The sequence below is a fragment of the Nannocystis sp. RBIL2 genome (assembly GCF_026626745.1).
Taxonomy (GTDB): Bacteria; Myxococcota_A; Polyangia; order Nannocystales; family Nannocystaceae; genus Nannocystis.
Genome location: NZ_JAPNJW010000002.1, coordinates 5,489,823 through 5,508,165 on the forward strand (window position 1 = coordinate 5,489,823; position 18,343 = coordinate 5,508,165).

Annotated in this window: 13 protein-coding genes; 6 read left to right on the top strand and 7 right to left on the bottom strand. The window is 71.6% G+C overall.

The features are described 5' to 3' along the window. Positions 1–3 precede the first annotated feature (3 nt). The 4 genes from OV090_RS46615 to OV090_RS46630 all read left to right on the top strand — a co-directional run bounded on the left by OV090_RS46615 (position 4) and on the right by OV090_RS46630 (position 5,600). A complete protein-coding gene (locus tag OV090_RS46615) occupies positions 4–852 on the top strand; it encodes a hypothetical protein (RefSeq protein ID WP_267711526.1) in 849 nt (282 codons plus the stop codon). A 78-nt stretch (positions 853–930) separates the two neighbouring features. Then, positions 931–1,299 carry a YciI family protein gene (locus OV090_RS46620; RefSeq protein ID WP_267711527.1) on the top strand — a complete coding sequence of 123 codons (369 nt, stop codon included), beginning with the start codon at positions 931–933 and terminating at the stop codon, positions 1,297–1,299. A 122-nt stretch (positions 1,300–1,421) separates the two neighbouring features. Beyond that, entirely contained in the window at positions 1,422–4,436 is a 3,015-nt protein-coding gene (locus tag OV090_RS46625) for a serine/threonine-protein kinase (RefSeq protein WP_267711528.1), read from the top strand. Positions 4,437–4,631: 195 nt separating this feature from the next. Then, positions 4,632–5,600: a hypothetical protein gene (locus OV090_RS46630; RefSeq protein WP_267711529.1), complete on the top strand. Its 969-nt coding sequence runs from the start codon at positions 4,632–4,634 to the stop codon at positions 5,598–5,600. A gap of 444 nt (positions 5,601–6,044) precedes the next feature. Here the strand turns inward: OV090_RS46630 and OV090_RS46635 are convergent, their stop codons facing one another. From OV090_RS46635 to OV090_RS46660, 6 genes are all read right to left on the bottom strand, one after another. Beyond that, positions 6,045–6,488, bottom strand: coding sequence for a hypothetical protein (locus OV090_RS46635; protein WP_267711530.1), 444 nt, complete (start codon positions 6,486–6,488; stop codon positions 6,045–6,047). 180 nt (positions 6,489–6,668) lie between these two features. Further along, positions 6,669–7,373 carry a hypothetical protein gene (locus OV090_RS46640; RefSeq protein ID WP_267711531.1) on the bottom strand — a complete coding sequence of 235 codons (705 nt, stop codon included), beginning with the start codon at positions 7,371–7,373 and terminating at the stop codon, positions 6,669–6,671. A gap of 1,576 nt (positions 7,374–8,949) precedes the next feature. Continuing rightward, positions 8,950–9,435 (bottom strand): hypothetical protein, encoded by a 486-nt coding sequence (locus OV090_RS46645; protein ID WP_267711532.1) that lies wholly within the window; start codon positions 9,433–9,435, stop codon positions 8,950–8,952. A 768-nt stretch (positions 9,436–10,203) separates the two neighbouring features. Then, positions 10,204–10,602, bottom strand: coding sequence for a squalene/phytoene synthase family protein (locus OV090_RS51375; RefSeq protein ID WP_267711533.1), 399 nt, complete (start codon positions 10,600–10,602; stop codon positions 10,204–10,206). A 1,231-nt stretch (positions 10,603–11,833) separates the two neighbouring features. Beyond that, entirely contained in the window at positions 11,834–12,298 is a 465-nt protein-coding gene (locus OV090_RS46655; RefSeq protein WP_267711534.1) for a hypothetical protein, read from the bottom strand. 1,750 nt (positions 12,299–14,048) lie between these two features. Beyond that, positions 14,049–14,600 carry a hypothetical protein gene (locus tag OV090_RS46660; protein ID WP_267711536.1) on the bottom strand — a complete coding sequence of 184 codons (552 nt, stop codon included), beginning with the start codon at positions 14,598–14,600 and terminating at the stop codon, positions 14,049–14,051. Between the two features lie 734 nt (positions 14,601–15,334). Here OV090_RS46660 and OV090_RS46665 point away from each other — a divergent pair. Further along, positions 15,335–15,526: a hypothetical protein gene (locus OV090_RS46665; protein WP_267711538.1), complete on the top strand. Its 192-nt coding sequence runs from the start codon at positions 15,335–15,337 to the stop codon at positions 15,524–15,526. Between the two features lie 1,283 nt (positions 15,527–16,809). Continuing rightward, positions 16,810–17,286, top strand: coding sequence for a DNA starvation/stationary phase protection protein Dps (gene dps / locus OV090_RS46670; RefSeq protein WP_267711539.1), 477 nt, complete (start codon positions 16,810–16,812; stop codon positions 17,284–17,286). A 102-nt stretch (positions 17,287–17,388) separates the two neighbouring features. Here dps and OV090_RS46675 read toward each other — a convergent pair whose 3' ends face one another. Further along, positions 17,389–18,036, bottom strand: coding sequence for a hypothetical protein (locus OV090_RS46675; protein ID WP_267711541.1), 648 nt, complete (start codon positions 18,034–18,036; stop codon positions 17,389–17,391). Positions 18,037–18,343: the final 307 nt, after the last annotated feature.

The window sequence follows — 18,343 nt, forward strand, 5'->3', positions numbered from 1 at the left end:
ACCATGCGACGTCCGTCGAATCACAGCACGATGCGCTGCCTCCAGATCGCCGCCACCGCGACCGCCCTGTTGGTCGCCCAGGCCCCCGCGTTCGCCCAGGCCCCGCCGACGCCCGCGCCGACCAGCCCGGCCCCGCCCTCGCCCCCGCCGGCCGCGCCCGCAGCCTCCCCCGGGCCCGCCCCCGCGCCGCCCGGCCCCGGCCCGACCTCGCCGGGCCCCGCTCCCGCCCCCGTGACGAGCCCGAGCCCGGCCTCGCCCGCCCCCGCGCCGGAGCCCGGTCCCAGCCCCGACCCGGGCGCGTGGAACCCCACCGGCGAGCCCCCGCCCGTCGAGGCCGCCCCGCCGACCGAGCCCGCCCCGCCGACCGAGCCCGCCCCGCCGGAGCCCGAGACCGCCGCCCCGCCGCCCGCCAGCCCGCCGCCGCCGGCGCTGACCCCGGCCGACACTGCGCAGGCCAAGAAGATGCGCAACGCCGGCGCCGGCACGATGATCGCGGGCGGCGTCGTCGCCCTGGCCGGCTTCGCAGTGACCCTCGGCTTCACCCTGCGCGGCAACAAGCTCGAGAAGGACCTGGTCGGGGCCGAGGACGCCTATCAGCTCGGTGATTGCGGCCGCGTCGACTCCGGCGATTGCCCCTCGCTGACCGCGAATCGCAACGAGATCCGCCAGGGCATCCTCGACGCCGATCGCATGACCGCGGTGGGCGGGGGCATCCTCGCCGGCGGCATCCTCGTCACCGCGATCGGCGGAATCATCTATCGCGTCGGCGTCAAGCGCCTGACCAACGCCGACGTCGCGCGCGTGCGCGTCAGCCCGACCTTCGGCGGCCTGTCGATCTCCGGCCGCTTCTGAGCCGAGCGAGCGTCCGCACACGCGGGTACGCGCGGGCGCGGTCGCGCGCCCGAGCGCCGGAGCGGGCATACTCGCGCCGTGCTCTACGCCATCCTTTGCTACAACGACGAGAAGGTCGTCACCTCGTGGACCCAGGCCGAGGACGACGCAGTCATGGCTCGACTCGCGGTGGTGCATGACCGACTCACCGCCGAGGGCAAGCTCGGCCCGGCGGTCCGCCTGAGGCCGACCGGCGCGGCGAAGACCCTGCGCAAGGTCCAGCCGCCGGTCATCCTCGACGGCCCGTTCGCCGAGACCAAGGAGCAGCTGCTCGGCTTCTACGTCGTCGACTGCGAGTCCCACGACGAGGCGCTCGCCATCTCGGGCGAGCTGGCGGTGGCCAACCCGGGCGGTTCGTACGAGGTGCGGCCGATCTCGCTGTTCGTGCCGGGCCACCCGGTGAGCTGAACGCAGTCCTCGCATTCAGTCACTGCCGACACCCACTGCCGCACCGAGCCCCCAGCTGCCAACAATGCGCGCGGGCTGGGCTGGGCGCGCCGCATCGCCTACAGTGCGGGGGCAAGCGGCGCATGGAAGACGGCACCCCGCCCGTTCGGGACGACCTGACGATCTGCGAGCAGCCGCCGACCCGCGGCGGCGAACGCCACGACGCCACGCCGGTGCAGATCGGCCGCTACCTGGTGACTCGCAAGCTGGGCCAGGGCGGCATGGCGATCGTCTACGCCGCCTACGATCCGCAGCTCGACCGCCGCGTCGCCATCAAGCTGCTGCGCAGCGGGATCAAGGGCAGGAGCCTCAGCGTCGGCCAAGCCCGCCTGCAGCGCGAGGCCCAGACCCTCGCCCGCCTGTCGCACCCCAACGTGGTCCAGGTCTACGAGGTCGGCCGCTACGGCGACGACGTGTTCATCGCCATGGAGCTGGTCCCTGGCAAGACCCTTCGGACATGGCTCAAGAGCCAGGCTCCGACGTGGCGCCAGGTCGTCCGCGTGTTCCGCCAGGCCGGCGAGGGCCTGGCCGCCGCGCACGCCTACGGCATCGTCCACCGCGACTTCAAGCCGGAGAACGTGCTCGTCGGCGAGGACGGCCGCGTGCGCGTGGTCGACTTCGGCCTCGCGCGCCTCGAGGAGCCGGACGCCGAGGCCGAGGAGCACCCCTCGCTCGGCGACCTCGGCGTCACCGAGTCGCCCCTCACGCGCGCCGGCGTGCTGGTCGGCACGCCCGCGTACATGGCCCCCGAACAGTTCCTGCGCATGGCGCTGACCACCCGCACCGACCAGTTCAGCTTCTGCATCGCGCTCTACGAGGCGCTGTACGGCGCGCGCCCGTTCGACGGCAACACCGTCGATACGATCCGCGAGAACGTCCTGCTCGGCCGCGTGCGCGAGCAGCCGCGCAACCCCGTGCCGGCGTGGGTGCGGCGGATCGTCGCCCGCGGCCTGCAGGTCTCGTCCGACGACCGCTTCCCCGACATGCGCGCGCTGCTCGACGCGCTCGGCCGCGACCCCGCGGTCCAGCGCCGACGCTGGGCGATCGCCGGCGGCGTGGTGATCGCCCTGATCGGCCTCGTCGGCCTCTACACCCGCCTGCTCGCGCAGCAGGCGGCCCGCTGCACCGGCGCCGAGGCCAACCTGGCGGGGATCTGGGACGCGCCGCGCCAGCATCAGATCGAGCAGGCGCTGCTGGCCACCGAGGCCGCGTTCGCGCCGGCCACGTGGGCCGCGGTCAAGCGCCGCCTCGACGCCTACAGCGGCCAGTGGGTCCGGCGCACCGAGGCCGCGTGCGTGGCCACCCACGTGCGCGGCGAGACCTCGGCCGAGCGGCTCGACCAGCGCCACGCCTGCCTCAACAGCCGCCTCGTCGAGCTGCGCGCGCTGTCGGAGGTGCTCGCGCGCGCCGGCCCGACCACCGTCGAGCAGGCCAGCGCCGCCGTCGACGCCCTGCCGCCGCTCGCCCCGTGCGACGACGACCGCTACCTCGACGCCCGCGTCAAGCCGCCGACCTCGCCCAACCTCGCGCTGATGGTCGCCGCGGTGCGCGAGCAGCTGGCCCACGGCAAGGCCCTGCTCGACGCCGGCGACATCGCCGGCAGCGAGCGCACCACCGGGGCCGCCGCCCGCGCCGCCGAGGGGCTCGACTACCCGCCGCTGTGGGCCGAGGCCCAGCACCGCCGCGGCGTCGTCCGCCGCGAGCAGGCCGACTTCCGCGGCGCGATGACCGACCTGACCGAGGCCTTTCATCTGGCCAGCGAGCTCGGTCAGGACGACCTGGTCTTTCAGTCAGGTCTCGACCTGGCCGCCACCGCCCTCACCAGCGACTTCGCCGACGCCGCCCAGTGGGCGCGCCACGCCGAGGACGCATTGCGCCGGACCGGCAGCGACCCCGCGCGCGAGGTGCGATTGATGCAGGTGCGCGCCAAGCTCCGCACCGCCGAGGGCCACGCCGACCTCGCCGAGCGCCTGCTCGGCGACGCCATCACCCTCGTCGAGCGCATCGACGACCCCGAGCACGGCGAGCTCGCCTCCCTCGAGTTCGACCTCGGTCACTGCCTCTACCGCCTCGGCCGCCACGACGACGCCCTCGCCCACCTCGACCGCGCCCGCGAGCTGCTGGCCGACCTCGTCGGCACCAGCCACCCGCGCTACGCCGCAGTTCTCAACGTCCGCGCCGCCGTCCTCGTCAGCCTGACCCGCCACGAGGCCGCTCACGCCCTCTACGAGGAGGTCCTGGCGATCTACCAGCGCGCCTACGGCGAGCACCACCCGCTGGTCGCGCGCACCCTCAACAACATCGGCTACGTGCTGCTCGCCCAGCACCGCGTCGACGAGGCCGCCCAGCGGTTCGAGCGCGCCTTCAAGATCCTCGAGCACGTCCACGGCGACGACCACCCGCAGCTGGTGATCGCGCTGACCAACCTCGCCAACGTCGCTACCGAGCGCGGCGACCACGAGACCGCGATCGCCCGCTACCTGCGCGCCAAGTCGATCGGCGAGCGCCGCCTCGGCCCCGACCACCCCGACCTCGCCGCCGTGCTCAGCAACCTGGGCTCGCTCTACGTGCGCCAGGGCCGGCTCGCCGAGGCGGAGCCGCTGCTGCAGCGCGCCATCGCCAACACGGAGCGCAACCGCGGCGACGACGAGATCTTGCGCGCCGAGGACCTGACGCGCCTGGGCGAGCTGCGGGCCCGCCAGGGCCGTCACCACGAGTCGCAGGTGCTGCACCAGCGCGCGCTGGCGCTGCTCGGCCGCTCGCTGCCGCCCGATCACCCGTTCCTCGCCCTCCCGCTGCTCGGCAGCGGCACCGCCCAGCTCGCCCTCGGCGACCCGCTCGCAGCCCTGGCCCCGCTCGAGCGCGCGCTGCGACTGATGCTGCTCGACCCCGCGGCCCGCCCGACCGAGGTCGCCATGGCCCGCTTCACCCTCGCCCGCGCCCTGGTCGCCTCGCAGCAAGAGCCCGACCGCGCCCGCGAGCTCGCCCGCACCGCCCGCGAGCTGTTCGCGGCCGATCCGCTGGAGACGACCCAGGTCGCCGCAGTCGACGCCTGGCTGACCGCCCAGACCCGCCCGCACCGCCGCGGCGCCCCTTGAGAACGAATCACCGGGCTATGATCATAGCCCGAGTTTCATAGCACCGCGATTGCCATCCCCACGGGCCTCGCCATTCGTCGTACTTCGACGTCACGTCAGCGAGCGCGCCCGCCGCCGCGCGCGATATCGCTCCGAGCCCGGACCGCCGCCAGCGCCTCGCGCCGCGCTTCCTCTGATAAAAATCGTCCGTCGCTCATGCCGCGCTACCTCGTCACCGCCGATCCGGTCGCCAGCTTTCAGCCGCGCTTCGACACCACCCTGCGGCTCATGGCGGAGCTGCTGGCGCGCGGCGTCGAGGTCGACTACTGCGACCTGTTCACGACCGACATGTCCCTCGGGACAGATGCGTGGCTGGCCGCCCTGCCGGTCCGCAAGGTGCTGTGGAGCGACCCGACGCGGCCGCCGTACGTCGGCACCGGCGACGTGCGGCCGGCCGCCGCCCTCGACTACGACGTCCTCGTCCACCGCAAGGACCCGCCGGTCGACGCCCGCTACCGCGGCTGGGCCGAGCGGTTCGCCGCGCTCGACGGCCACCTGCTGCAGCTCAACGAGCCGGCCGAGGTGCTGCGGCACTCCGAGCACCTGCTGCCGACGCGCTTCCCCGAGTACGCGATCCCCACCGCCCACTGCCGCGAGTTCGCCGAGCTGCGCGAGACGGTGCGCATGCAGCCGGTCGAAGCCGTGGTCAAGCCGATCGGCGAGTGCAGCGGGATCGGCATCGCCTTCTTCCGCCCCGACGCTCCCGAACCTGCCCTTTGGGACTGGTGGCAACAATACGGCGAGGCCGTCGTGCAGCCGTACCAGGACGCCGTCACCACCCGCGGCGACCTGCGGATCTTGACGATCGGCCGGCGGATCCTCGGCAGCGTCACCCGCCTCCCGCGCCCCGGCTCGCGGCTCGCCAACCTCCACCAGGGGGCCTCGTTCCACGCCTTCGACCCGACCCCGCGCCAGCTCGAAGCGGTCGCGGCCGTGACCGCCGACCTCGTGCCGCGCGGCCTCTACCTGCTCGGCCTCGACTTCATCGGCGACCTGCTGTCCGAGGTCAACTTCACGAGCCCATCGGCGATGGTCCAGATCGGCGAGGTCATGCACAAGCGCCCCGAGGTCGAGCTCGTCAACGAGATCGAGGCGCTCCGCCGCGACTTCGTCGCCCGCGCCTGAGGCCAGCCGCCGTGGTCAACCGGCCTCGATCGACGCCGCGAGCGGCGGCAGATCGGCGCGGCTCCCCGGCCGCGAGCGTCGGCGCCCTCGTTGCAGCGGACCAGGTCGCTGCGGATCAGCCGCCCTCGATCCGCGCCTCGAGCGTCGGCCCCCTCGTTGCAGCGGACCAGGTCGCTGCGGATCAGCCGCCCTCGATCTACGCCTCCACCGTCGGCGCCCTCGCTGCGGCGGAGCAGGTCGCCGCGGATCAGCCGCCCTGCTCGACGCCTCGAGCTTCGGCGCCCTCGTTGACACGGAGCAGATCGCTGCGGATCAGCCGGCCTCGATCAACGCCTCGAGCCTCGGCGCCCTCGCTGTCACGGAGCAGGTCGCTGCGGATCGGCCGGCCTGGCTCGACGCCTCGAGCCTCGGCGCCCTCGCTGTCACGGAGCAGGTCGCTGCGGATCAGCCGGCCTCGATCAACGCCTCGAGCGTCGGCACGTGGCCCTCGCTGCGTCGGAGCAGGTCGCTGCGGATCATCGCCTTGACCCCGGGAGTCAGCGCCGGGTCGGACAGCGCGCGCCGGTAGGCCTCGACCTGGCGCGCCTCGCCGTCGCGGAGCGCGTGGACTGTGGCGGCCAGCTCGTCGTCGCCGCGTACGTCAATGTCGGACTCGCGGCCGGCGCTCGCGGCCGGTGCGGTCTCGCCGTGACGCAAGAGCAGCCCGCGCAGCACCTGGACGGAACGGCTGTGGTCGACGCAGATCTGCCGCAATTGTGCGCCCACTGCCTGGCCGTCGAGCCGCTCCAGCGCACCGCGGTAGGTCTCGACAGCCGACAGTTCGGCCCGCAACAGGCTGGTCAACGTCTCCGGCGGGCCAACGCGCACGAGGTTCGTCGATAACGCCATGGCGATGCATTAGCGCCCGGCGAAGGAATGTCAAGACCGCGCGCAAGAACGTCGATTGGCGGGCGCGACGGCCCCGAGCGACCGGTCGCGTCCGCCTGCTGCGATCAGCCCTCGACGATCACGCCGAGCGTGGCACGGCGCGCGACGACGATGGCGACCGGTCGTGTCCGCCGGCTGCGATCAGCCGTCGACGATCACGCCGAGCGTGGCACAGCGCGCGACGTCGATGAAGACCAGCCCGTCGTCCTCGTGCGGGGCGTCCCCGGGATACACCGGACTCTCATCGGGCGTCGTCCCGCCGGGTTCGGTCGGCGTCGTCCCGCCGGGTTCGGTCGGCGTCGTCCCGCCGGGTTCGGCCGTGCCCCCGCCGGGTTCGGTCGGCGGCGTCCCGCCGGGCTCGGTCGGCGGCGTACCGGGCTTGCTCGGCTTTTTGCCCGGCTTCTTGCCCGGCTTGTAGCGGGTCGCGCAGAACAGCGCGCCCTCGTCGGTGCAGGCACTGCGACACGCGGCCACATCGTCCGCACCCCAGTCACACGCGGCCAGACAGACCTCGCCGATCTGCAGGTCGCACGCGCGGTCCTCGGCCAGCCCCTTGGCCGTGGCGCAGAAGTCGAGCTCGAGCTCACGAGAGTCGGTGGATTCGTCCCCGGTGCCCGTACCGGGTTGCCCACCAGGCTGTTCACCAGGCTGTTCACCGGGCTGTTCACCAGGCCCCGCTCCGGGCTGCCCACCAGGCTGCCCCGGCTTCTTGCCCGGCTTCTTGCCCGGCTTCTTGCCCGGCTTGTACGAGGACTCCTCGACCTGCGAGGTCAGCGGTTTCGCGGCGGCGACGACCGGCAATGCGAGCGCGACCGCAGGGAACAACACGAGAAGATTACGCAACATGGGAGGTTCCTTTCTCCTGTGAGGCGCGACGACAGGCCAATCCCGCCGCGCGCGTCGTGTGCAATCTTGGGTGTCCCGCGGGAGTATGCAATGACACCACGCGCCGACAATCGTCGTTGTCGTCCGGCATCCTGCCGAGCGCGCCAGCCGACGACCGTGTGCGCGGGAGAATACCGGCGGAGGCCCGGCAGCGAACGAGCGACCCGCGGCCGCGGCGAACCTGCGAATCGAGCGTGCGGCCGGCGAGGGCCTGCGACGTATCATGAGCGAACCAGGCGATGCGTCGGCTCGGACGAGCCGGCGAGCAGGTGCAATGCGCTGCCTTTCCGGCGAACAGGCGCGAGGCGTGCGCTTCCGCGGAGACGCAACCCGTCCGGCTTCCGGCGAGCCGCCGAGCAGGCACAATGTGGTTACTTCTACGGCGAGCACGCGCAGCGCGACGAGCCGGCAATGCACCCTCCGGCTGGCCTCCGCTTCACGGCGAGCCGCCGAGCAAGCGCAATGCGCCCACGTCCGATCGGCGAGCCGGCGATACGCCCGCTTTCACGCCAAGCCAGCGAGCCGCCGAGCCGGCGCAATGCACCCTCGTCCTATCGGGGGCCGGCGATACGTCCGGTTTCACGCCAAGCCGCCGAGCCGCCGAGCAGCCGAGCAGCCGCAATGCGCCCACGTCCTATCGGGAGCTGCCGAGCCGTCCGCTTTCACGCCGAGCCAGCGAGCCGCCGAGCAGCCGAGCAACCGCAATACACTCACGCCCCATCGGAGCTGCCGAGCCGTCCGCTTTCACGCCGAGCAAGCGAGCAGCCGAGCAGCCGAGCAGCCGCAACGCACCCACGTCCTATCGGGAGCTGCCGAGCCGTCCGCTTCACGCCGAGCCAGCGAGCCGCCGAGCCGGCGCAACGCACCCACGTCCTATCGGAAGCTGCCGAGCCGTCCGCTTTCACGCCGAACCAGCGAGCCGCCGAGCCGCCGCAATGCCCTCAATTCCGCTCGACGAGCCGGCGAGCGAGCGAGCCGGCGCGATCGCCCGTCGCCGTCGATCGCGCCGGAGTCGCCCGCGCAGACCGTCGCGGCGCCTCGCAACATTCGCCGGTGGCATGCCCGATCGCCGCGCCCACGCGCATCGCTTGCACACCCGGCCCAGCGCGTCATGACCTTGCGAGGGCCGGAGTACGCCGCTTCGCGTCGACCCACGATGCGTCCGGCCGACGCCGCGGCGTACTCCTGAAGTGTCTCTTCTTTCGTCTTCCTTCTTTTTCGTTTAGGAAGAATTCCTCGATCGGGCACGCGCCGAACTCTCGGCGGCGCGTGCCTCGCCCGGCGGGGCGCTGAACGAGCGTCTCCGCCGCCTGCTCCCTGACGCACCCTCCCAGACGGCCAGAGAGACAGGCGGCGGAGACGACTTTTTTCCTCGACGGCAGGCCGATGGACACGCCTCTCTTGACGCAGAGGCCGGCCTGACGCGGCCGGGGCGACCGTTCGCTCCCGACCCCTTCTCCGGGTGCCGCGCGTGATGGACCGTTCTCCGCCGGCGCGGCGGCGCCGGTCGCAGCGGCTCCATCACGAGCGAGCGCGGTCAGATCTCGTTGAGATTGAGCTCGAGGCAGGTCTGGGTGTCGACGAACAACGTCTCCTCCGGGTCGAAATCACCCGGGTCGAAGCCATGGTCGAAGTCGTCGTCGTCGTCGTCGTCATCCCAGTTGCCCCCGCGGGTCTTCAGGTCGCTGGGGGCGCAGAACATCGCGCCGGCGCCGTCGCACTGACTGCGACAGGTCTGCAGGGCCTCGCCGGCGACGTTGTCGCAGCTCGCGAGGCAGCTCGGGCCGGCCAGAGTGTCGCAGTCGTAAGCCCGGTCGTCCTGCCCGGTCTGGACGAAGATCTGGGTCTGGGTGCAGACCGCCAGCAGCAGGTCGTCGCCGAAGTCGCCGCAGTCGTCTCCGCCCCAGCACCACTCCGCCGGCTGGGCCGGGATGGTCAGCGGGCGCGCCATCGACGAAGTGGCCGCGATGAACGGCAGCGCGAACGCGAGGGCGGGGCAGAGCATCAGGATCTTGCGCAACATGGGAATCCTTTCGTCTTCTCTCGGAGCGCCGCGGGTCGTCCCCGCGACGCTTGGAATATTCAGTGAGCCCCGAACCGACGCAATGCCGGATTGTGGCGAATCGCATCGACGAGCTCGTCTCGAACGGCCGTATAGCGGGCTCCAAAGCGGCTCAGATCGGCAAATTCGGGGTTTTCCCCGGTCTGCGCGCCCGTCCGGCGGCAGCGGCGATGATAGCGATTCGCCGCCCTCGCTCGCAGAAATTCGGCGCCGCCCGCCGCGCGAATGATTGTTCATAGCGCGCCCGACCGCGACGACGAGCCCGCCGTCTCCCACGCGATTGCGCAAGTGCATATCATCATTGACGTTGCGTCGCGCCCGCGGCGTCTCGACGGAGGAGTCCGCGCACCGACGCGCGGGCGAATGCCCGGACCATCGCCGAACTATGTACATATGTCCATTCCACCGCACATCGTCGCAGCGAATGCGACTCGCGGCGGAGGCAACAGGACTGCAGGCCGGCGAGCGGCCCCTCCGCGCGACCGCCCCGCCCGCCGCGGAGATAGATCGATCCCACGGGACATGTCCTATTGGACACGATGATGATGAGTCGAGCGCGCCACGCCCGCGGCGCCCCAAGGACCGCAGCGTCCGCCGCGACCCGGCGCTCACTCCGGCCCGATAAGGCTCCGTTCCCGGCCGTTCACCGCACCCCGACCCAAATCCTCGCGTCGAGCGCAGCGCCTCCCCCCGAGCAAACCTTCTCCCTCGCAGATCGGTCGGCGCCGGTTACCCGCGCCGACCGCAGCGCCGTCTCATGACGGCGACCTGTTCTCCGCATCGCTGTCGAGTCTCCGCCCGCACTTGCGCGGGCGCGGCACTCCCCTCGAACAGGCCTTTTCCGCACATCACGTGCCCGCGAATTCGAGCCGGTTCGCCGGCAGGTAGGCCCGGCCGCGCACGGCGTCCTCGGCGAGCGATGTGGGTCAGGTACAGGGCGATCCCGAGGTCCAGCGCGAACGGGCTGGCCAGCGGGTCGCGGGCGCCGATCACCCCGCACATTATCAGGCCGACGGCCCCGGCGACCTGGTAGCCGTGGCGCAGCAGCCCGGCGTCGTCGGCCAGCGCCATCGGACCCGCGTCGGCGCGCACGCCGGAGATCAGCTCATGGGCCAGCTGCAGCGGCACGCCCCAGCCGACCAGCAGGTCGCTAGCAGGCCTTTCCTCCCGCTTCCCTGCCCCGCCTCTCCGCGTCGCGGATGCAGCCTCCCCACGAACAAGCTTTCCTATACACCGCGAATCCGACTGCGCCGGCACCCGCGCCGAACGCAGCGCCTCCCCACGAACAGGCTTTCCTCCACACCGCAAATCCGACTGCGCCACCACCCGCGCCGAGCGCAGCGCCTTCCACGAGCAGGCCTGTCCTCTGCATTCCTGCCTCGAGTTTCGCGGGTCGTCCGCGCCGAGCGCAGCGCTTCCCCACGAGAGCAAGCCTTGAGTGGTGAGGGGCGAGAGGTGTAGCGGCGCGCTTCGGCATGATCGACGGACCGTCGCGGGCGCGAGAGCGCAGACCGGGGTCGACGCCGGAGCGACGGAGCGGGCACACCGCGCACGCACCTCCTCGCCGAGACCAGGTCGCCGCCCGTCTCCATGCATCTTTCATTTTTTTAGAAAGAAGCTCGACGCGGCGGAGCCGACCCATGAATCGCCGCAGCCGCCGAGCTGCGCCGACGCCGGCCGCGCCTCCGTTCCGACGAATCATGGCCATCGCCGGAGCCGGCCACGCCGCGGAACATTCGCCGCCGCGGCGATTCATGCCCGCGCCAACGCCGACCGCGCCCCGCGGAATGCAGGGTTGTTTCGCAGCGCCGTTCCACGCCTCGGAGCCGGCTGCGCCGCCCGATTGACAGCACTCACCGTCCCTGGCGGAGGCACGCGCTCCAGCTCGCGTCGCGACGATCGTCGCTTGCATGGCCGGGTCACCCACCTCATAGCAGGTAGGTGTCGGATGCAGGCCTTCCCGCGTCGACCCACGACCTCTCCGGCCCACACGCCGGCGAGCTCGCGTCCGACACCTCGCATGCGGGATCGCGAACCTCGCATGCGAATCGGCCCGCGTCGAACTCTCGGCGACGCGGGCCACGCCCGGCGGGGCGTCCACGAGCGTCTCCGCCGCCTGCTCCCCTGACGCACCCTCCCAGACGGCCAGGAGAGACAGGCGGCGGAGACGACCCTTCGATTCCGGCGGACCTCTTTTTTCCTTTTTTAGAAAGACCTCCGATGGACGCGGAGGTCGGCCGCCGCGGCCGGGGCATCTCGCCCCGCGCCCCTTCCTCGTCGCTCGGCGCCGCGATCGGCTGCGTCCCCTGGCCGGCGTGACCGCGCCGGACGCAACAGTCCCGATCGGGGCCCGGCGCGCTCACAGATCGTTCAGATTGAGCTCCAGGCACGTCTCGGTGTTGATGAACACGAGATCGTCCTGGTCGTTGTCGTTGTCGTGGTCATCGTCGTCATCGTCGTCGTCGTTCCACCCGCCCCAGCGCGTCTTCAGATCGCTGGGCGCGCAGAACAGGGCGCCGCCGCCGTCGCACTGGCTGCGGCACGAGTCGCCGTCCTCGCCGGCGCAGCTGGCGAGACAGGTCGGACCGGTCAAGGTGTCGCACTCGTAAGCGCGGTCGTCCTGGCCGGTCTGCACGAAGATCTGGGTCTGCACGCACACCGCGAGCAGCAAGTCGTCACCGAAGTCGCCGCAGTCGTCACCGCCCCAGCACCACTCCGCCGGCTGGGCGGGGAGCGAGAGTGGCCGCGCCTGCGACGGGCCGGCCGCGATGAGCGGCAGCGCGAACGCGAGGGCGGGGCAGAGCATCAGGATCTTGCGAAGCATTGGATCTCCTCTCTTCGGTCTCGATGGCGTCGCGGGCTCATTCCCGCGGCGTTCGCTTGGGAATATTCAGTGAGCCCGCGCGGAGGCAATGCCGGACTGTGGCGAATCGCATCGGCGGGCGCGGCCGACCTCGCCGCGAAACCGCCGACGGACCGCCGACGGTCGCCCAGATCGGCAAAGTTCGACGAACTCGCCCGCCAGCCGGCGCCCGCGGCGATTCGGCGACTCCGCCCGCATTCATGGGCGCCGCCCGCCGCGCTCGCCGAACTCCATCCTGCGCCGCCCCGGCCGGCGATCCGGACGCCCCGGGCAAGTACGTATCATCGTTGGCAATCCAGCGCGGGCGCGGCGACGCCGGCGGAGCCGTCCGCGCACCGACGGCCGCACGACGCCGACGCTCCCCTCACTACCACGATTGTCTTCCGGGCGCACACGTAGCATTCGCTGCGACATTCGTGGCACCATACGTCGTGGCCCTCCGGCCCCTGCGACGCGTTCGCCCCGCCCGCGCGCCGGAATCACATGTCCCCAAGGACATTCTTCTCTTAAAAAAAGAGAGAACCTCGGCCGCGCGAGCTGCCCGCCGGGCGACCGGGCCGCACGCCAGCGGGCGCCCCCCGCGGCGCACACAGCATTCGCTGCGACATTCTCGGCACGATACGCCGGAAGCCCCCCGGCCGCCCCGCGACGCGTTCGCCCCGCCAGCGCGCCAGATCCGCGTCTTTTTTAATCACATGTCCCCAAGGACATTCGGCCGGAGGGCTGCCCGCCGGGCGACCGGGCCGCACGCCAGCGGGCGACCTGCGCGGCGCACATAGCATTCGCTGCGACGTTCGCGGCACGATACGCCGGAGGTCCCGAAGATCTCCTTCTGAAAAATAATCTCGGCCCGCGCGAGTTCCCGCCGGGCGAGCGGACCGCACGCCGGCGGCCTCCACGGCGCATGTCCAAATGAACATGTCGCGTTTCGCAGTGTTCGGCGCGCGAGCGCTACGGCTCGGGCGAACGGACCGCCCGCCGCGCCAGAGCTCCACAAGCACATGTTTCCATGAACATGTCCCACAAGACATCGTTGCGGGTCCGCCACCGCCACGCCTGAGACGTCGTGGCTGCCGCCGACCGGCACGATGAAGTCTTCAGCGCACACGACCTCGCAGGGGAGGCCGGCGATGTTCCGCCCCGGCGATCGAGCTGTCCAGGGTCAAGCGGGCCAGAACGAGGCCACCGGCTCGATGCACGAGAAGATAAACGCGCTCGAGAACATCGAGCGCGCGCTGTCGACGTGCCGCGTCCGGTCTCGCAGGTGCTGCGGCGAGAACAGCAGTAACGGCGCACACGCATCACTCTCACGGGCTTCATCCACCGGAGCTCCCGGCGATCCAGCGCCCCGGCAGCTCCCGCAGTGACCCGCTCGCGCGGACGCACCATCGGTTCACCGACGTCGCGCCGCAATCGCCGTGAACCACGGCGCAACGGCCCGCGAGGCGCCGGCGTGGAGCGCCGAGCGACCTGCGAGCCCTGCTGGCGGCGGTCTCCCTCGTCCGCGGCCCTGAGGCACCCCTCCCAGGACGGCCAGGGCCGACGGACGATGGAGACGACCGCTGATTGCGACGACCCGCTCGCGCCGTCCGGATTCGACGCGGACGCGGATCATTCGGGCGACGAATCGCCGGTCCCCCCGCTTTGCGGGCAGATGCGGCGCTCACGGGCCGGCGCGGCGGCGCCGGAGACCGGAGCGCAAATCAGGCCTTCACGCCTCGTTCAGGTCGAGCTGGAGGCAGGTCTGGGTGTCGATGAACACGACCTCCTCGATGGGGACGGGGTCGATATGATCGATCGGGTCGAAGCCCCACCCGGGCCCGAAGCCCCACCCGGGCCCGAAGCCGGGGCGGTTCCAGGGGCCCAGGCCGCCCCACCGCGCCACGAGGTCGCTGGGCGCACAGAACAGCGCGCCGCCGTCCTCGCACTGGCTGTTGCAGGTCGCCGCGCGGTCCTCGAGCTCGTCGGCGCATTGCGCGAGGCAAGCCGCGCCGGTCAGGGTGTCGCAGTCGTACGAGCGATTGTCGGTGCCCGTGCCGACGAAGAGCTGGGTCTGCACGCAGGCGCTCAGCAGCACGTCGGCGCCGCCGATGCCCTGCTCCCACAGGCCCTGGTCCGGACGATCATCGGGGCCGATCTGGCCCCACTGACCCGGGCCGTCCGCCTGCTCCGGCTGAGCGGTGAGCGGGCTCGCCATCGTCGGGCCGGCCACGAGGGACGCCACGACCAGGACGGGACAAACCATCAGGATAGTACGCAACATTGGGGAGTTCCTTTCTTCTCTTCTCTCGGGCGCGGCGTGGGATGATTCCCCCGGTCGCGCTGTGTGGGAATATTCAGCCCACCCAGAACGTGGGCAATGTCGAGTTGTGGCGAATCGCATACTCGACCGCGGACGGAATCGGCGTAAACGCGGGCGTGCGCCGGCGCATCGCCGTGAATTCGAGGCTTCGCCAGGATCGGGCAGAAACCCGGCGGTGGCGGCGTCTGCGGCGGTTTGGCGGTCTCCGTGGGCCAATATCGCCGTCGCCCGCCGCGCTCCTACATTGCACATACCGATGCGCCCGAGTCGGGCAACATCGGGGCCGCAGGACCAACCGCCCAAGCGCCTATCATCATTGACGGTGCGGCGCGGTCGCGGCGGCCTGCGGAGGGCTCCGCGCACCTACGAGTGGCCGACGCCCGCGGGAGGCCCTCGAGAAATATACATATAGCATTTCCCCGTACAAGTCGCGTCTATCACGACACCGACGATTGAATCACAGCTCGTCGTGCGCGCCGGCGCGACGAGCCGCCCGCCGCTCGGCCGGCCCGCCGCGCCGAGACTGACCTGTCTCAAAGGACATTGGATGCTCTGCAGATCGAATCGCCGGACCCGCCGCGCACCCGCGCGGGCGCACGAGCTCCGGTCGCCGCGGCGCGCTCGCTGCGAACCACGGGAAGGCGCTCGCGCTCCTGCTGCTCACGTACCTCGCCGGGCCGCTCCTGCGCGAGCCCGTGACCCGCCGTCGACCTGCTGCGGGTACCCGCTCCGCGGAGCCGGCCGAGGCCCCCGCCGCCGGGCCCGCCCCGCCGTTCAACACGAACTCCGGCAGGGCGGTGTTCCTGCTCTTCATCGTCGCCGGCCTCGCCGGCGCCTTCGACTTCGCCCGATCGCCGGTCGGCTCGCAACACGCTCGACGTTGGTGAATCTGGCGCCTCGGCTGGCGACCGCCGGGAGCATCGTAGCGGTCGACCATGCGCTCGGCGGTTCGCCCGCCTTGGCGTGCAGAACCAGCTCGACGTCCTCGGCCTGCCGCCGGTGGGGAGTTTCGCGCATCGACTGGTGATCGCCGGAGCTCACCGTCGTTGCCGGTCACGAGCTCGGCGGAGCGCCCGCGTCGGAGCGCGACGTCCTCGGCCTGCCGCCCGTGGGGAGCCCGCGCATCGACTGGTGATCGCCGGAGCTCACCGTCGTTGTCGGTCACCAGCTCGGCGGATCGCCCGCGCCATCGCTCGACGTCTCCGCCCGCCGCCGGTGGCAGCCTCGCGCATCGCCTGGTGATCGCCGGAGCTCACCGTCGTTGTCGGTCACGAGCTCGGCGGAGCGCCCGCCTCGTCGCTCGACGTCCTCGGCCTGCCGCCCGTGGGGAGTCCCGCGCATCGGCTGGCGATCGCCACATACATCGTCGCTTCCGGCTACGCACTCGGCGGAGCGCCCTCCTCGTCGCTCGACGTCCTCGGCCTCCCGCCCGTGGGGAGCCCCGCGCATCGGCTGGCAATCGTCGAGTCATCGTCGGTTACGAGCTCGGCGGCTCGCCCGCGTCGTCGTGTAGGCGCAGCCTGCATCGACGGCTTCGTCGGCTGTCTCTTGCGACATGTCCTCGTAGACATGTCACTCGTTGTCTGGCGATGGACCGCGACGTTCGCGACCTGCTGGCGGTCCGGGCGATCGAGGGCGAGGCCAGGCCGGCGCGGGCCCCCTGGCTCGGCGAGTCGGCGCCCTTCACCGTGCTGATGTCGCCGTCACAAAACTTTCGCCATCTCGGAGGTGTTGCTCGCGTTCGGCCTGCTGTTCGGCGAGGCGCCCGCGACTTCGCCGGATTCGTCCCCGGCACGCCCGGCCGGTCGCACCCGGCGCGCCGTGGCCCGAGGTCGCTATCCCACGGCGGCCCGCTCGGCCCCGCCGGCAGCACCCGGTCCCCCGACCGCCGCCGAGCCCATGATGACGGACATGCCCCTTCAGTCATGTCCGAAAGACCATGCGCACCTAGCGCGGCAGGCTCGACTGCGAGCGACCGTGCCGGTCGCCTCGTTCCCGCGTCTCGCCATGCGAGGTTCGGGGCCCCCGACCGATTCGCCGACTCGTGGCCGTTCCACGGGTCCGGGCTCGCTCGTGGGAATGCGCCGGGTGAGCTTTGGGGGCCCTCGCCCACTGGCGCGCGTCCGGGACCGCGCCCATAGTTCCGCCCGCTCAACCAGGAATCGACACGATGTACGCCAGCCCGAGCCACCTGCCCCAAGAAGCACGTCAGAAGATCTCCGCCGCCCTCCAGGGGGTGCTGGCTGATGGCCTCGACCTGCACAGCCAGATCAAGGTCGCCCACTGGAACATCAAGGGCATGCACTTCGCCTCGCTGCACCCGCTGTTCGAGACCTTCGCCGTCAGCCTCGCCAACCACAACGACACGGTGGCCGAGCGCGCGGTGACCCTCGGGGCGCAGATCCACGGCACCGCCCGCCACGTCGCCAAGACCTCGCGCCTGCCCGAGTACCCGCAGGACACCACCCGCGACCTCGACCACGTGCGCCTTCTCGCCGAGCGCATCGAGACCTATCTGACCGGCCTGCAGGAGGGCCGCAAGGTCGCCGACCAGCAGGGCGATGTCGACAGCGTCGACATGCTCACGGCGATCATCAGCGAGTTCGAGAAGCACGGGTGGTTCCTCCGCGCCCACCTCGACCGCTGACCCCTCGCGTCGCCTGACGCCCGCACCCGAGCGCTTCGGCCCGGCGACACCGTCGCCGAGCCGGCCGCTCGCATCGTGCCCGCGACGCGAGTCGCCCCCGCGCTACTCGCCGATCTCGATGTTGTACTTCACCGTCATCGGCGGGCCGTTGTAGGTCGGGAACTGGTGGTTGGCGATCGCCTTGCGCACGCACGGGACGATGCCGAACACCTGCAGGTCGGGCCCCGCGGTCACCGACACGGCGTCGGCGCGACCTGTCTTTCCGACCAGGCTGATGATGAGATCGATCCGCCCGCCCTTGAGGCTGCCGCCGTTGTAGCAGGCGGCCACCGCCAGGCACTCGTTGATCGCGTACTCGACCTCGCGCATGTTGGCGTTGAGCACCGGCTCGTTGAGCTGCTCGTCGCCGGCGCTCCAGTCGAGGGTGCGGGTGCGGTTGGGGTCGTACTGGGGGATCGACTTGTCGTCGACCGGGACGAACTTCTTCGGCAGCTGGTTGCGATCGAGCGTGCATTCGCCCCACGAGGTGATCGGCGGGCGCATCGGCACCTCTTCCTCGATCACCGCCTGCGAAGTACAGATGTCCTGCGAGTAATCGACGACGCACGCCTTGCCGTCGCAGCGGGTGCCGCGGCCGCACATTCCGCCGCATTCGCCCGAGGGGGCGTTGGAATCGCTGTTCTTCTTGCACGCGGCGGCGGGAGCCAGCGAGAGGCCGAGGAGTCCGGCCACGATCAGGGTCGTACGCATCGCCGGTGAGCGTATCACCTCGGCCCGCGCGCGCGAGCCGTCGGCGCGACCGACTATTTTCGCGCTGTCGGCCGGTCTGCTCGTTGGGACAGGTCCACCGCCGGCCCCCACAGCCGGCCGAGCCCGGCGCCTTGAAAAGAATTTCGAGCGGCATCCCGGGCCCGGCAAACGGCGAGGCCCCGCGACCCGCCGCGACACGGTGTTCCTGCGCCGCTCCGGACGGCGACCACCAGCGCCGAGGCGAAGTCCAGACCACCGCATGCCGGCGCGGCTCGGCCCGACCATGCGCCCGCCGGTGGCGGCATGC

Excerpts from the sequence above, each read along its gene's own strand:
- OV090_RS46615 (WP_267711526.1), top strand. The coding sequence starts at position 4 with ATGCGACGTCCGTCGAATCACAGCACGATGCGCTGCCTCCAGATCGCC.
- OV090_RS46625 (WP_267711528.1), top strand. The coding sequence starts at position 1,422 with ATGGAAGACGGCACCCCGCCCGTTCGGGACGACCTGACGATCTGCGAG.
- OV090_RS46630 (WP_267711529.1), top strand. The coding sequence starts at position 4,632 with ATGCCGCGCTACCTCGTCACCGCCGATCCGGTCGCCAGCTTTCAGCCG.
- OV090_RS46635 (WP_267711530.1), bottom strand. The coding sequence starts at position 6,488 with ATGGCGTTATCGACGAACCTCGTGCGCGTTGGCCCGCCGGAGACGTTG.
- OV090_RS46640 (WP_267711531.1), bottom strand. The coding sequence starts at position 7,373 with ATGTTGCGTAATCTTCTCGTGTTGTTCCCTGCGGTCGCGCTCGCATTG.
- OV090_RS46645 (WP_267711532.1), bottom strand. The coding sequence starts at position 9,435 with ATGTTGCGCAAGATCCTGATGCTCTGCCCCGCCCTCGCGTTCGCGCTG.
- OV090_RS46655 (WP_267711534.1), bottom strand. The coding sequence starts at position 12,298 with ATGCTTCGCAAGATCCTGATGCTCTGCCCCGCCCTCGCGTTCGCGCTG.
- OV090_RS46660 (WP_267711536.1), bottom strand. The coding sequence starts at position 14,600 with ATGTTGCGTACTATCCTGATGGTTTGTCCCGTCCTGGTCGTGGCGTCC.
- dps (WP_267711539.1), top strand. The coding sequence starts at position 16,810 with ATGTACGCCAGCCCGAGCCACCTGCCCCAAGAAGCACGTCAGAAGATC.
- OV090_RS46675 (WP_267711541.1), bottom strand. The coding sequence starts at position 18,036 with ATGCGTACGACCCTGATCGTGGCCGGACTCCTCGGCCTCTCGCTGGCT.